Consider the following 14156-nt stretch of genomic DNA (forward strand, 5'->3'; position numbering starts at 1 on the left):
AAATTAATAGAAATTACACGCATTTTCCATTTAATTTCACAATTAAAATTGGTTTTAAGTTATAATTTGACACAAAATCAACAATTATCCTTTGAAATTGGCAATTTGAGATAGTTATCTTCCTATTCTTTCAAAATTAGGAATAGATCTAATGTTAGTATAAAACGAATTAAGATTACAGAATAAAAGAAGTGAATAATTCAGGAATAAAGGAATCAACTCCAATCTTGAAATTTTGGAATCTCTTCCAAAGCCATTCTTTCCGGACGAGCTTCAAAGTGATTAAATAAATCTTCAGCAGGCCATTTTTTCACAGATCGTAATACTCTACTCATCAGAATACTCAATTCATGGGTAAATTCCGGACCTCGCCAGGTAGATGTGTTGGTAATAATAGCATAACTATATCCGTTTGTTTGATGCTTTAACAAAGCGGAACTCCCGGCAAGTGTTCCTGTTCTCCACCAGGTTCCATTAGAGCGGGTTCCTTTCCATCCAATAGGACTGAATCCTCTTTTGCTTGGAGTTGTCATGTATACCACGCTAGCTCTCGACAAAATATCAGGATGAGAATCGTCCCCATCAATTGCGAGCATAAATTTTACTAATTCGGCAGGTGAGGCAATCCATCCACCTGCTCCGCCTAATTCTTCGATATTATTTCCACCATTACTTCTGAAAACTGTTTTTCCGGATCCATCGTAGGCAGAAATTTTAATGGCATTAGATTGTTCGTAGTAATTTACTTCATTGGGAAATTTCTCTTCCCGAAGGTTTTTCCCCAGGTGCATATCGAAGATACCGGCAGGATTTAAGATATTTTTCTGTACAAATTTCTCATAATCCTTACCTGAAACCTTTTCAATAACTTTTTCCAAAATCACATATCCTAAATTGGAATAACTTCCCCTGCTACCAGGTCTGAAATGAAGTCTCCGGGAAAGTGCAAATTGAATCGTTGTTTCGGCACTGATTGGTGGTTCTACCTTCATTTTTTTAGCAATAGCCAAAGGTAAAAACATAGGATCACCATATTTACTTGTAAATCCTGCAGTATGCCTTAGTAATTCCTCTATTGTAATTCTTTTGGCTCTTTTATCTCTAATATGCGAATAGATAGAATCATTTAAAATACCATGTTCACCGAACACATAGTCGTCTAATTGCAGTTTACCTTCCTCCTGCAATTTCATGATAGCAGTTGCTGTAATCAATTTAGAAACACTAGCTACCCGAAATAAATTGGAAGGTTCAATTTCTTGTTTTTGTTCCCGATTGGCGTAACCATATCCTTTCGCAAATACTAAGTCTCCATCTTTCACGATTGCTACCGATGCACCAGCTAATTCCCATTTCCTTAAAAACCTTTTAATCAAACGGTCTGCTCGCTTTGTATCTTTACTAGTTGATAATTGATTAGAGATTCTAAGAGACACAGCTTCGATACTATTATCAAACGAAACTTTGGTAGTTCCTTGTTTGGAGAAGCTGAAATTTTGATCCAAAAAGACCAAAAGTACAATTATAAGGAAAGAAATAATTTTTCTAATTGTCATTCAAATATAATTGGTTATTCATGCATTTTTCACTCAATTCTAATATCGAATTATAACCTGCACGATTCCTTTTACTATTTCGATACAAAAATGTTTATATTTTTTGTAATTACCATTCTAAATTAGAATGAGTTTAAAAATACGAAAAATAAACGCATTAATCCCCTTTTAATATATATTCATCACCTAAAAAATAAGATTTAGCATTTAAAATACAAATTCCCTACAGCTATATTTCTTTGAATGATCAATTTATATTAGCTGTAAAACACAATTAACAGGAAGATATTCTGAACAAACGAAAAAACAGAGAGTATATTGAGTAGCTAAAAATAGCTCTTCCTACGAGTTAGTATTTACTTCTTGGATATCCAGACAATTAGACAAATTAAATCTTTAAAAAAGAAATGAACAGATAAAGCGAATGAATAATACCTCTACAGCATTTACTCTATTCATATAAAGAAGGTGTGATATATTCCCAAAACTAGATAACCTGCAAGATGCCCACCTTCTCATCTATACCTTTAACTTTTACCATTCCGAGTTCATTCAAATGATCTTTATGCACTAATCTATCCGCAAATTGTTTACTGAGCAAAAATTGAGAATTAAATTTTTTATTTAGTTGTTCAATTCTTGAAGCTATTATTACATTTTTACCTGCTATGGAGAATTGCTTTCTTATTTCATTCCCGATATTACCAGTAACCACTTCTCCGCAATGCAAGCCAATGCCAACCTTAGTTGCAATTCCATCAATAGTAGTTCTACAATGATTAATTGCCTCAATAATTTCAAGACCTGCCTGATAAGAATCCTTAATATGGTTTTTGGAATATACTGCAATACCAAATGAGGCCATAAAACCATCTCCCAGAATTTGATGGATAATACCATTATTCTTTTCAATAATGCGAATCAAAGGATCGAATATGGCATTCTGGAACTCTATGGTTTCTTCAGGACTCTGATGATCGGCCATTGCAGTAAAGTTTCGAATATCCAAAAACATGATAGAACCATTCACTTTCTGACCTACCCGATCGTTGCGGTGCAATATTAATTCGTTCGCAACATCCTGAGAAAGCTGTTGCCCTAAAAGAGATTCAATTTCACCTTGCACTTCTTTGCTCTTAAGAAAGTTGTTCACTCTTTTACGAATCTCAGAAGCTACGATACCTGCAACAATACCTGCAGACAATAATCCCACACTTCTCATGGTATAAATTTCCATCATTTGATTGAGGTCGCCTGCGGGTTTCAAAAATTGAATACCCCAATACGATACACCAAAATATCCAATGAATGCCAATATACCGGCACTTAATGATATTTTAAAATCGAGATGCATCGCCGAAAGCATCAAAAGCAAAAAATAGAAAGTAAGTCCATCGTATTCTAATACCAATAGAGAGTTGTCGTATTTTACTGCATTAAATAAGATAATGGCAGGCAAACCGAACTCCATCAGCAAATTTGGTATTAATACCATTTTTGAAACGGAACGATTATTTTTTATACTCCAGTGGATCCTAATAAAAACCACAATTTCGAATATCAAAAATATCACCCACCACAATGACATTACCTTCACAAATTCCCTATTGTTTAAAGAATCCCTTAACAGACTCGGAATCAACCGATGAATCAATGGAATAGTAAGCGAAATCATTAAAAAAAGGAACAGTATTATCCCTATTCTTTTCCTCTCTATTTTGAGAAATTCGGGATGTAAGCTTTCCTTAAAATTTCGTAGTTTGCTAAACATGGCTTCCTTTTTCAGCTTCAATAATTAGATATATCTGTCCTCTCTTGATAATGGCATTGAGGTATTTTGCAATCATATTTTGCAATTTTATTTCAAAGAAATATTATCTCATTCCCATCTAAAAGATTAAGTCGATAAAAGTAAATATTTTGTCGGTAAATAACGTTAACAGCAGACCTCATTAATCCGGTTTCGTCAACACGGCGTACCTATATTCCACACGAACGCTTAGTTATTGGCTACAGTAATTTTATCAAGTTTTTCCGAAATTGTAATTGCTTCATCTATCAAATTATTGGGATAATCATTTATTTGAAGAATTCGAATAGCATTTCTGTTTTTCAATTTTCCCTCTTTTAATTTATAGTCAAAATCGACATTATTCTCTTTGACAATTTCACTAAAATGATAAAGCTCATATTCATCGGATAACATGTCTGTCAACTCTATGTCATGAGTTGAAACAAATACAATATTTTGATTCTTTGACAGCAATGAAAGAACTGCCTTTCCTGACGAAATCCTTTCAATAGTATTTGTCCCTTTAAAAATCTCGTCTAACAAAAATAGATTTGGTTTTCCATTTGAACTATTATAAATCATTTTTTTAATTGTCAATACTTCTTCAAAATAGTAACTTTTATTATTCAATAAATCATCACTAATCCGTATTGCCGAATATATCCTAAGTCTTGGAAATGTCATTGAATCTGCAAAACAAGTGTTAATTGTTAATCCTGTTATTATATTTAGTCCAATTGTTCGGATAAATGTTGTTTTTCCAGACATATTTGAACCAGTCAACAGAATAGATTTATCAGAAACATTAATACTGTTTGGAATACAAGTAGGAATTAATGGATGATAAACTTGTGTTGCAGAAATTTCAGCATCATTAATTACTGGCATACAGAATCTTTCCAATCCACTTCTTAATGAAGCTGTAGAAATCAGTATATCTATTTCTCCAACGAAACAAAAAATATTTTCAATCTCTTTTCGCTTTGAATCCAACCGATGTAATACACCGAATAAAAGCAGTGGCTCTATAAGAAACGTAATTTTTAATAGTTCTAATATTCCCCAAAATATTACTTCTGATTCGCTCTGAAGATTAGCTTCCAATCGAAAAAATGACATCCTGTTTCGAACCTGATTTATTATTCGAATGGAATTGAGCAAATCAGGGTCAATTTTTTTTAATAAATAGTCTTTGTGAAGATTGTTTGCAACGCTATTTAATTTTAAAAGTTGGGGAATAGAACCAAGATATTTGTATAAATTCCGTTTATTCCAAAAATGAAATCCAATATTAACAATAAAAACTCCCAGGAAAACAAAGAACAATTTAGGATTTATCGGAAGCATAATAAGGGATAACAAACTTGTAAAAGATAACAACCGAATCACAAAAAACCATTTTGGAGGTTTCGCATGCTCCTCTTGGAATAAAGATGAAATGTGAAATACATCATTTTTACTCAATTTATCAAGTTGTAATTGTGTGCGAATTCTGAAATCGGTATCGACTGAAAATTTTTGTATTAATTTTTCTTTAATATCAATACTAGTTGAATCGTTTGGAATTATTCTTAATCGATTGTACAAACATTGTTGTCCTATTTTTGAAGTTGTTCTATCAAGAAACATAAATAACTCTTCAAAATCTAAATCATTACAAGTCTTATCAGACAAAACTTGGAAAGAATCAGAATTGTCTTTATTTCTAAAATATCTTTCAATCAAATCGAAATGAAAATCATCACCTTTAAGCTTTCCAAAAGATTCTTTTAAACTCTCTATTTTCTTCTTTTTTCGCATTATTTTTTTTTAATTCAGAATGTTTCCGATTATTGTGGCCAACTACCCATCCGCTGCCGCTCGAATCCTTTCGTGTGGTTCTTTTATAGAAAACGGAACGCGATTAAATCGCGCACCAGCGGAGGGTACAGCCTGTTGAAAATCCATAAATTAGGAAGATTGATGCAGCAAATTCATGCAAGCTCCCCCTCTGAATACTTCAGAAAACAAGAAAAATCGTCGGTAAAAGCATAGAAACTCCAAAGCAACACGGGATGTAGTTCAACATGTACTCATCGCTGGGTCTTGCAGACCGCTCATAGTTCTATTTATTATGGCACGTTGTATTTCTGACAATATTTAACTAGTAATATTCTTAATTGAGCTCTTTTTAAATTTGTTGATATACCATATTATAAAAATTAAGCCAAAAATTATCCCTGCCAGTCCTTCACCATTAATATAAATCATATTTCCTTCTATAATTCCTGGCTGATTCTGATAGATATCTCCAAGTATCATTGGGTTATAAAAGTTCCAGACAAAATGAAATATCATAGGAGGTAATATATTGTTTGTTAAAAAATATGAATATGCAAATGGTAGTGAGAAAACAAAGACTGCACCCATCTGTATAGCTGAAAACAAAAGTGGGTTTTCCATATTTGTATGATTAGCTAATCCAAATAAAATTGGTCCATGCCATAAGGCCCAAACTATACCTACAACTATTGCACTATATATTTTCCCTTTAGTTGTAGCTAATTCTTTCAATAAAAAACCTCTCCAGCCATATTCTTCACCAAACATTAAGAGAAATCCAATTATTATCGTCTCAATTGAAGGGAAATTACTTAATTCCGATAATTTGTCTGAATTAAATTTACCGATACCTGTTAAAGAAACTACGATAGCCACAAGTCCAATAAATAATAATGGGTAAATGAGTGAAAATAGAATTGATTTAAGATTTATCCTAGTAGTTATAGGTCTAAAAACTAATTTGAACGACTTATAGCGTATCGAATTTATAGTAATGCCCACAATTGCAGGAATAAACATAGCTAAAGGAAATAATTGCACTGTTTCCGGTTTTGAAAAAAAGAACAAAGTGAGACTCCAGCTAACAATGAGTACAATCACGATAAAAATTACCGAATATTTAATTTCTTTCTTCATCTGTTTGATAGTTTAAATTTTTTAACAAAAATGTGCCATAACGTTGACTAGTCGAGTAGGCAAAGGGAACTTCCCCCTAAGCCTCTCACAGAACCGTACGTGATAGTTTATTCACGAGTATTTTCTAGAATGGTGTTCATGATTACTTCGTAATGCCCATCATACGGCTCTTGTCCTATATATATCGTGTTACAAGTTAAATAGAAAAATGCAGCTTCCAATGATAAAATAAATACGGAAACTGCTTCTTTATCCGTTTAAGCCACTCATAAGCGCGGCAAATACTTGTCTTGTAACGTTTGTACTTTCGTCGTGCCCATCGAACCAAGCGACTGTGCAGTAATCGGAATACATGATGCATTGGATTTCCCCATTTCAAATCTTCATTTTCTTATAAAGACTGGATTTGTACGGCCTAATCTCTCGGTTTTCATCACTTTTTAAACGGTACAGCCTGTTGAAAATCCATAAATTAGGAAGATTGATGCAGCAAATTCATGCAAGCTCCCCCTCTGAATACTTCACTTTCGTGTGCTTCTATTATAGAAAACGGAACTCGATTAAATCGCGCACAGCGAGGGGAAATTTGTAGTTGCGACTCATTTGCTTTATTTGTTATAGTAGCACGAGCTACAAAGCTCGTGCTAGCGGGGGTTGTATGCCGTTATTTAAATGCTCTTTTAGTCTAACTTTATAAATTGAAATTTAAAAACATCTTTATGTATTGGAATTTTAATTATTATCTTTTTTACTTCTTTAGAAATTGGAAATAAAACTGTATCCTTAAATTTGCTATTAGGAGAAATATTACATGAAAATAATGTCTTATTGTTCCAATATAAAAGCTCGCCATTTATTTGGTTTAAGTTGTATTGATGTTTTTGTTCCCATTCAGATTCGCTATCTTCTCTTTGTTCTTCATATTCTTCTGGATCTTGACCAAAAACAACAGCTATTGTTCCTGACACAAGTCCTTCCTTTATAATCTCCTTAGTACTTTTATTAGCTAAAGAATAGGGGTTCTTTTCCTTCACTAGACTATCTTTATTTATATTTAATTGTTTTATTCTCGCGATGGGATTAATACAACATACCGATTGTTGATCTATTCCTTTTTCATTGGGAAAATAATCATAAGTAAACATAGAAGATTCCACGAAAATTGAATCATTGGACTTATTCTTTATACCTATTTTAAATTCATAATTATCGTATATCGTTTTAATAAATTGAATTTTCACTTCATAGTTTTCATTTTGACTAATAAGTTCATCTGTTGAAAACAATGACAGTTCTGAAAACGTGCTTATACGTTGTGTCGAACAACTCGCAAGAAGTAATAGAATAAAAAACAAAAAACTATTTTTCATCATAATTTATTTTAATCAAACATTTATTTCATAAGGTCAATGGCATACAGCGGTCAGAATATGCGTAGTGTGGGATTTCAAAGCTTCAAACTATCAAAATGCTACAATGTTTATTAAATGCTTTATAGTTTATAATTTAGCAAATCACCCCGCATTACGTATATTTATTGTCGTACTTTTTGATTCAATAGCTTCTAGTATCTTTACGAATTCTATATAGACATCATCAAAGTCAATAGATTTCCAAACATACCATCTCTTTGAGCTACCAGTTTTAGAAAAAACCATCCTACATAACTCTGAAATTTCTTCAAATTTTGTTTCCTCTTTTGTGCCTCTAACAGAAATACCAACATAATATTGCTGATCTCCAATTTGGTCTTTTCCTATACTGCAAGCAAAGTCTTTGTCTTTATAATCGAACAGTATAGACAGAAAGAAATAACTATTTGCTTCCTTCACGTTACATCTTATTCTACTCTTATATTCATTTTTAATTTGACTCTGCCATCCTTCGAAAATTTGTTCAATAAAATTATGTTGTAACCTTTCAGCACTAGTACTTAGTTGATTTATTTCCTCAATCTTTGTTGATATTATTTTCAAGTTTTCGTTTAAATTATTGTCGTTAAGCTTAAACTCGTTTAACAATATATTTTCTAGCTCGTTATTCATATCTTCATAAGTATCTAATGTTCTAAACCTAATCTCCAAAAAATTAATATAGTGTTCAATTGCACCTATCATTGCCTTGTCTTTATAATGGCAACTAGGAAGCAACTCGTATTTTAACCAAGGTAGAATATTATCACGATAATTTATTAATCGATATCTATCACCTAATTGATTCTCTGTTTCCTCTGTCAAACTGTTTCTGCTAGGACTGCCACCCTTATTAGTCAAGTAAAGAACATAAATTCTATCTTTCTTAACACCTCTAGCCTCTAACTTTTTTATATACTTTTCTATTTGTTCCCCCTGGTCACTTGCGCCACAAATTTTATTCTCTATAATTATTCCGTCACCATTTTTTGTTTTTATAGATATATCTATTCGATGTTTTTCACATTCAATGGTATAATCTGTTACATCGATCTTCTTATATTCACCTCCTAGATACCTGAAGAATGATTCTAGGTTCTTCTCACTTATACGAAATAGTTGAGCGAGTATTCTGCTATGTGCATTTTCATTCGGAGCAATCTCCTCAACTAGATTTATATGTAAAGGAATTTTACTTTGTTCAATATTATAAACTCTCAGGTATTCTTCTAGTGTTTTTAGTAAATGTAAATATCCTTCAGTTTCTCCCATTTTTTTTGAATTAAAGTTGATCTAATCTTCTTGGATTTGTATGAAGCACAACGTTAAGTATATGAAAAGTAGGCGACTTCGTCGCACTTTCCTATCAAATTACACAAAAGTTGAAGAGAGCTATAACCCTTGAATTTACAACTGTCTCAGCTATTATTTTTATACATTGTTGCCAGTAGTTTTTCCTTTTAAGGTCAGTGTATCCACCATTTTCCCATTTCTTTCAATAGTCAATACTCGGCAAAGTTTATTTGCAGGATTTTCAACAATAGAGACTTCTTCTAAATCAATCTTATGAATTTCTCGCACACAAAGCTGACCATTATACATTTTACCTTTCATATGGTCGCATTCTTCATAATCACCTTTACATATGCTGCACTTTGTCTCCCGTATTATTCCTCCAGCACTTGCAAACATCATTTTAGGGAAAATTAGCTTTTCATAAGCATCTAATCTTGCTAAATATCCATTTAAGTAATCTCCGTTACTAAATGGATGATTACTTGCAACGATAGAAGTCTGATTCTGAGCACAAACAAGATTTCCCCATGCTGCATCCATATTTCCTTCTTTTAAGTTAATTAGCATTGAAACCTCACTTTGGATAGCTTCTGCACTAATTTCCAAACACAAAATAAGATTAAGTTCAGGTTCAGAATAATTCCTATTTTCAGCTTTCCTAAGACTTTCAGCCTTTTCTATGAATGAATGTAAAGTATTCTTTTCTTCCTTTTGCAATTCAATGTCACGTGTAAATATTGCAATATTCTGAGAATTGGAAATTAAGTCATTAAACTCGTCAAGGAGGTTTTTAACCTCTACATGTTCAATTATCATGGTTTTAATGCTTTTATAATTTTTTCTAATTCAGGAATACCTTCTACCGAACCTTCATAATTAATCTTTTTATATTCTTTTTTCTTCTTACATTCTACAACTACTTCAAATTTCACTGATTTATCTCCAATTTTTCCTTTGAAGAAGTCATATAGATAACTTGAAACTAAATTTAAACTTACTCCTATTACATGCGGATTGTTAATTAGCACTGAAAAACCAAACAATAAAGTTGGTCCAAACCAATCAGCTCCCTTTCTAGAACGTAACAATGGCTTATCTTCAGTCAAATAATTTATTGGAACATTCTCTTTTCTGAATACTTTTCTAATGTCTGAAGTTGTTTCTGAATAAACAAAATCAGAAGATTTCTTTGATTCAAATATATTTTCAGGAACAAAGTAAACTTCCTGGTCTAAATCGATATCATGTTTAGATAACGAATCAACTAATTCATTATATGGTTCTGTTTTGTAGTTCATCTCTTTAAATTACTGGCAACAAGTGGATAAGACGCATAGCGTCTTATATCACTTATCTGTTGTTATTTGTAAGTTGTTGTTATCCTAATTGTTATTGCTTAAAATTACGTTTGGTAGACTCTTGATTTTTGCAAAAGATTTATTACTTAGAGGAGTATAAACCTTAATCGTTTTTGAACTTCCCTACCCCAAACCTTCCTGAATATATCTTAAATCTGTTCCTTACTCCCGCTAAGTTGTTAGTCTGTGCGAAATCGCCTAGCCTAATCTCCCCTTTCGCATTTAGTATGTTTTCTAAACGCCTTCTAAAATTAAATATATTATTTAATATTTAGCAGGAATTTCATAGGTTATGATCATAGAATCATTTTAAATAAGATTTATACCAACAATATTTGATAAGAAGTCCTGCCGGGGTTTAGGTAATCCTGCTGCAAAAAATGTCGCCCTGCCGGTAATTTACGCGTCCTGCTACTAAATAACCTGTCCTGCCGGTAATTTGGTCGTCCTGCTAAGAAATAAGTTGTCCTGCTAAGAAATAAATTGTCCTGCCGGGCAGGGCGATAAATGATACAGCAGGGCGGGTAAATATCTGGCAGGGTAAGCAATAATACAGCAGGACGTGTAAATATCTGGCAGGAGAACACAAAAGGCGGCAGGAAATGCAGAAATACTAGCAGGACGATTAAAAAGGCAGCAGGAAACATCAAAATGTTGGCAGGATTACCTTTAGTAGTGGCAGGGCGACAAAAAAGACAGCAGGATAAGAAATATTTCGGCAGGGAATCAGGAACACCGGCAGGGCGTGTAACTCAACCTACTGCAAGTTTGCAACTTGTAGTTTTCAGTCATCTAAAACATCACACAAGTCAGCTAATCTAAAAGCCTGAAGGGCTTATATATCAGAACGATGGGCATCGCCCCTAGTATAACAAAACTGTAAATCATCAGGCTGAATGTCTTGAATATATCAGGCCTTCAGCCTGAATTAATCGTGACACATAAATACCAGGGGCGATGCCCCTGGCTAGAGGATTAGAGCCTTTCAGGCTCACCCATCCCAAACTAAAAATGGAAGAAAGCTATGAATAAATACAGCTGAAAATTAGTGCTTATTGGGGTAGATTGCTTCGTTGTTGAAAAAACTCCTGCAATGACAATTACAAATATCTAACGCAAAGACACGAAAAAAATCAGTAAAAAAAACCTGTCAGTTTACCGAAAACTAACAGGTTAAAATGAATTCTTATACACTATTCATCCTTTGCGACTTAGCGACTTAGCGACTTAGCGTTTGTCCTTGATTTCAGCAGATTGCTTCGTCGTTAAAAAAACTCCTGCGATGACGATTACAAATATCTAACGCAAAGACACGAAGACACGAAGAAAATCAGTAAAAAAAAACCTGTCAGTTTACCGAAAACTAACAGGTTAAAATGAATTCTTATACACTATTCATCCTTTGCGACTTTGCGACTTAGCGTTTGTCCTTGATTTCAGCAGATTGCTTCGTCGTTGATTTGGTTTGGCAATACATGTAAATTATCCCTTAAGATACTTTGCGGTATCGGTTTACAGCAATAGTAAGCATCGCAATACCATACAAACCTAGAATTCCCAATTCTCTCATCACATCCTTAAAGCCGGAACCTTTGAGCATAATCATCCGAATCATTTTAATAAAATAAGATACCGGATTCAGGAAATTTAACTTCTGTCCCCATTCGGGCATACTTTCCACAGGAGTAAATAGCCCACTCATCATGATAAAAACCACCATAAAAAACCAGGCGATAAACATGGCTTGCTGCTGGGTATCGGTTTGAGTGGAAATCAACAAGCCAATTCCCAACACCACTAACAAATACACAAAAGCTACCAGATAGATCAATCCCAACGATCCCAGAAATGGTATTTTAAAGACAAAGGTGGCTAATAGGAGTCCTACGCCCAATTCAAAAAATCCAATAATCAGAAAGGGAATTAATTTACCGATAAGGAATTGATATTTTTTGATTGGGGTAACATTAATTTGCTCGATGGTACCAATTTCCTTTTCGCGAACCACATTCATGGCCGAAAGAAAAAGCCCGATCACCGTAACCAATAAAACAAGGATTCCTGGCAACATGTATGGGATGTAATCCATTTCGGGATTAAACAGATGCGAATAACTATTATCCACAATCTGTATCGGCTGTCTAGTTTTGGCATTTATCAATTTGGGCTGCAAATGCAAATTATAATCCTGTATTACAGCCTGAATATATGCATTGTATAAACCAGCCGCACTGGCATCGATGGCATTTACCAACACTTGCACACCAGCAGGTCTTTTCAAATCGACATCATTACCAAAACCCTTCTCGAATACCAAAATGGCATCTACTTTATCCTTGAACAGTTCTTTTTCACCAGCATCAACCGAAAATCCCAGATCTTTCACCGTAAAAAACGGAGAGCCATTAAACTTGGATATCAGCTCGCGCGAATGGGAAGATAAATCTTTATCCACCACATATAAATTGGTGTTTTTCATATCGTAGGTAGCTGCAAATACCAAAATACAAAGCTGTATTATAGGCATCACAAATATGATGGGCAGCATACCCTTATTTCTGAAAATCTGTAAAAATTCTTTTTGTAATATATATCTAATGGTTCGCATAATATTCTCTTCACGTGTTAATTTTCCAATGCCTCAAACAAAATCCAACTTATTCTAACCTGATTTTAAATTTCTTCACACTCAAACCAATAAATACTGTAGTCATGGCAATTAAAACCAAGGTTTCCTTCCATATATATTCAAATCCTACTCCTTTCAACATGATATTTTTGATCACCACAATAAACCAGCGTGGTGGAATAATATTACTGATTAATTGTAAAGGCAACGGCATATTTCGGATTGGAAAAATAAACCCGGAAAGCAAAATGGTAGGCAGCATCAATGCAAACATCGATAGCATCATGGCTACTTGCTGACTATTGGAAACAGTAGAAATAAAAATGCCCAGAGATAATGCCAAAAGAATAAACAAAATACTCTCTGCCATCAATAGAGCGAAACTACCGAGCACCGGTACTCCAAAAACAAAATAACCCATTCCCACAATTACCAATGCATTGATAAAGGACAATAACAAATAAGGAGTTACTTTACCCAGAATAATTTGCAAGGGTTTTAGTGGCGAAACCAATAATATCTCCATGGTTCCCAACTCTTTTTCGCGGGCAATTGAAATGGAAGTCATCATTGCCGAAACCAGCATCAGGATGGTTGCCATAATACCTGGCACAAACATAAACACACTTTCTAAACTCGTATTAAAATACATGCGGGTTTGTGGTTTTACCTGGAAAGGCAATACCTTACCCCGATTAATTTCGAGATTGTAATTCTGAAGAATGCCTTGCAAATAGTTCACAGCCAAATTCGCCATATTAGGATCTGAAGCATCGGTTAAAATCTGCACTTTGGCTTTACTCTCCTTAGTCAGGTTGGTAGCAAAATCGGGTTCGAATACCAAAGCCAACTTCACCTCTCCTTTCCGAAACACTCCCTCAACCTGATTGATACTCTCCAGATTGTCGGTTAATTTAAAATATCCTGATGAAGTTATTTTATTAATAATCTCGTTGGTATAACTATCCTTGGAATGATCCACCACAGCCATTTTCACATCTTTCAGATCGTTGGTAATCACAAATCCAAACAACAAAAGCTGCACAATAGGCATCCCAAACAAAATCAACATGGATCTTTTGTCCCTAAAAATGTGATAAAATTCCTTTTTTACGAAGCCGATAAATCTATTCATCTATTTATAATTTTCATATT

Annotated in this window: 10 protein-coding genes; all 10 read right to left on the reverse strand. The window is 33.7% G+C overall.

From position 1 onward, the window contains the following. Positions 1-215 precede the first annotated feature (215 nt). The gene (locus DLK05_RS02355; RefSeq protein ID WP_209319671.1) at positions 216-1556 is read right to left on the reverse strand and encodes a serine hydrolase domain-containing protein; all 1341 of its coding nucleotides are present in this window, start codon (positions 1554-1556) and stop codon (positions 216-218) included. Between the two features lie 487 nt (positions 1557-2043). Further along, complete coding sequence (locus tag DLK05_RS02360; RefSeq protein WP_127342380.1) at positions 2044-3327, reverse strand: adenylate/guanylate cyclase domain-containing protein; 1284 nt, start codon at positions 3325-3327, stop codon at positions 2044-2046. 228 nt (positions 3328-3555) lie between these two features. Next, positions 3556-5148, reverse strand: coding sequence for a MutS-related protein (locus DLK05_RS02365; protein WP_127342381.1), 1593 nt, complete (start codon positions 5146-5148; stop codon positions 3556-3558). Between the two features lie 339 nt (positions 5149-5487). Then, on the reverse strand, positions 5488-6306 hold the full coding sequence (locus DLK05_RS02370; RefSeq protein ID WP_127342382.1) for a CPBP family intramembrane glutamic endopeptidase: 819 nt from the start codon (positions 6304-6306) through the stop codon (positions 5488-5490). Positions 6307-6986: 680 nt separating this feature from the next. Beyond that, positions 6987-7676: a hypothetical protein gene (locus DLK05_RS02375; RefSeq protein WP_127342383.1), complete on the reverse strand. Its 690-nt coding sequence runs from the start codon at positions 7674-7676 to the stop codon at positions 6987-6989. 144 nt (positions 7677-7820) lie between these two features. Further along, the gene (locus DLK05_RS02380; RefSeq protein ID WP_127342384.1) at positions 7821-8990 is read right to left on the reverse strand and encodes a PD-(D/E)XK nuclease family protein; all 1170 of its coding nucleotides are present in this window, start codon (positions 8988-8990) and stop codon (positions 7821-7823) included. A 159-nt stretch (positions 8991-9149) separates the two neighbouring features. Further along, positions 9150-9830 carry an HK97 family phage prohead protease gene (locus tag DLK05_RS02385; protein ID WP_127342385.1) on the reverse strand — a complete coding sequence of 227 codons (681 nt, stop codon included), beginning with the start codon at positions 9828-9830 and terminating at the stop codon, positions 9150-9152. Beyond that, positions 9827-10312 (reverse strand): hypothetical protein, encoded by a 486-nt coding sequence (locus tag DLK05_RS02390; RefSeq protein ID WP_127342386.1) that lies wholly within the window; start codon positions 10310-10312, stop codon positions 9827-9829. Before DLK05_RS02390 ends, DLK05_RS02385 begins: the two co-directional genes overlap by 4 nt. A gap of 1549 nt (positions 10313-11861) precedes the next feature. Beyond that, positions 11862-12980 (reverse strand): ABC transporter permease, encoded by a 1119-nt coding sequence (locus DLK05_RS02395; protein ID WP_127342387.1) that lies wholly within the window; start codon positions 12978-12980, stop codon positions 11862-11864. A gap of 49 nt (positions 12981-13029) precedes the next feature. Beyond that, positions 13030-14136, reverse strand: a complete 1107-nt coding sequence (locus DLK05_RS02400) for an ABC transporter permease (protein ID WP_127342388.1) — start codon at positions 14134-14136, stop codon at positions 13030-13032. Positions 14137-14156 lie beyond the last annotated feature (20 nt).

Source organism: Ancylomarina longa, assembly GCF_003996985.1.
In the GTDB taxonomy this organism is placed as follows: domain Bacteria; phylum Bacteroidota; class Bacteroidia; order Bacteroidales; family Marinifilaceae; genus Ancylomarina_A; species Ancylomarina_A longa.